This window comes from Psychrobacter sp. W2-37-MNA-CIBAN-0211, assembly GCF_040309405.1.
Taxonomy (GTDB): domain Bacteria; phylum Pseudomonadota; class Gammaproteobacteria; order Pseudomonadales; family Moraxellaceae; genus Psychrobacter; species Psychrobacter glaciei.
On record NZ_JBEOOU010000045.1, the window covers coordinates 1 to 479 of the forward strand.

The 479-nt window shown below is 37.0% G+C and carries 2 protein-coding genes; one reads left to right on the forward strand and one right to left on the reverse strand.

Features of this window, described 5'->3' with window-relative positions:
* The coding region (locus AAEY72_RS14205) for an SCO4402 family protein (protein ID WP_502945389.1) at positions 1–220 on the forward strand (220 nt) is incomplete at its 5' end.
* Between the two features lie 16 nt (positions 221–236).
* Here AAEY72_RS14205 and AAEY72_RS14210 read toward each other — a convergent pair.
* Positions 237–479 (reverse strand): type II toxin-antitoxin system RelE/ParE family toxin (locus AAEY72_RS14210; protein ID WP_352311144.1); only part of this gene is annotated, 243 nt, incomplete at its 5' end.

A 479-nucleotide genomic window follows, 5' to 3' on the forward strand; every position in this document is an offset into this window, starting at 1 on the left:
GCTAGAAAGAGATAGCGATCCAAACGCTTGGATTGGTCTAGTTTTGAAAAATGACAAAGAAGCTAAATTATTTGAAGCTCTAAATGAAAATATTGCAAAATTGTTTCAAAAATATGGTTTTGACTTGACAGATGAGCAATATATGGATGTTAAAGAATGGAGCGAGATTTTAAATAGCGCTAAAACTTTACATTCTGAGCTTATGTTAGAACATACGTAGCATCTGTAGCTGTTAGCTAATCAAATACTTCTGAATGGCTACCCAGCCTAACGAAATCTACCGTATCGCTCTGAATACGGTAGATAAGCACCAAATCAGGTTTGATGTGGCAATCTCTAAAACCCTTATGATTGCCGGTCAACGCATGATCTTTGTATTTAGCCGGTAGTGGTATATCGTTAGTCAAACAATTGAGCACCTCGCCCCATGCAGGAGTGAGTAAACTTAGATAATTCTTTTTAGCATCTCTCTTAAACTG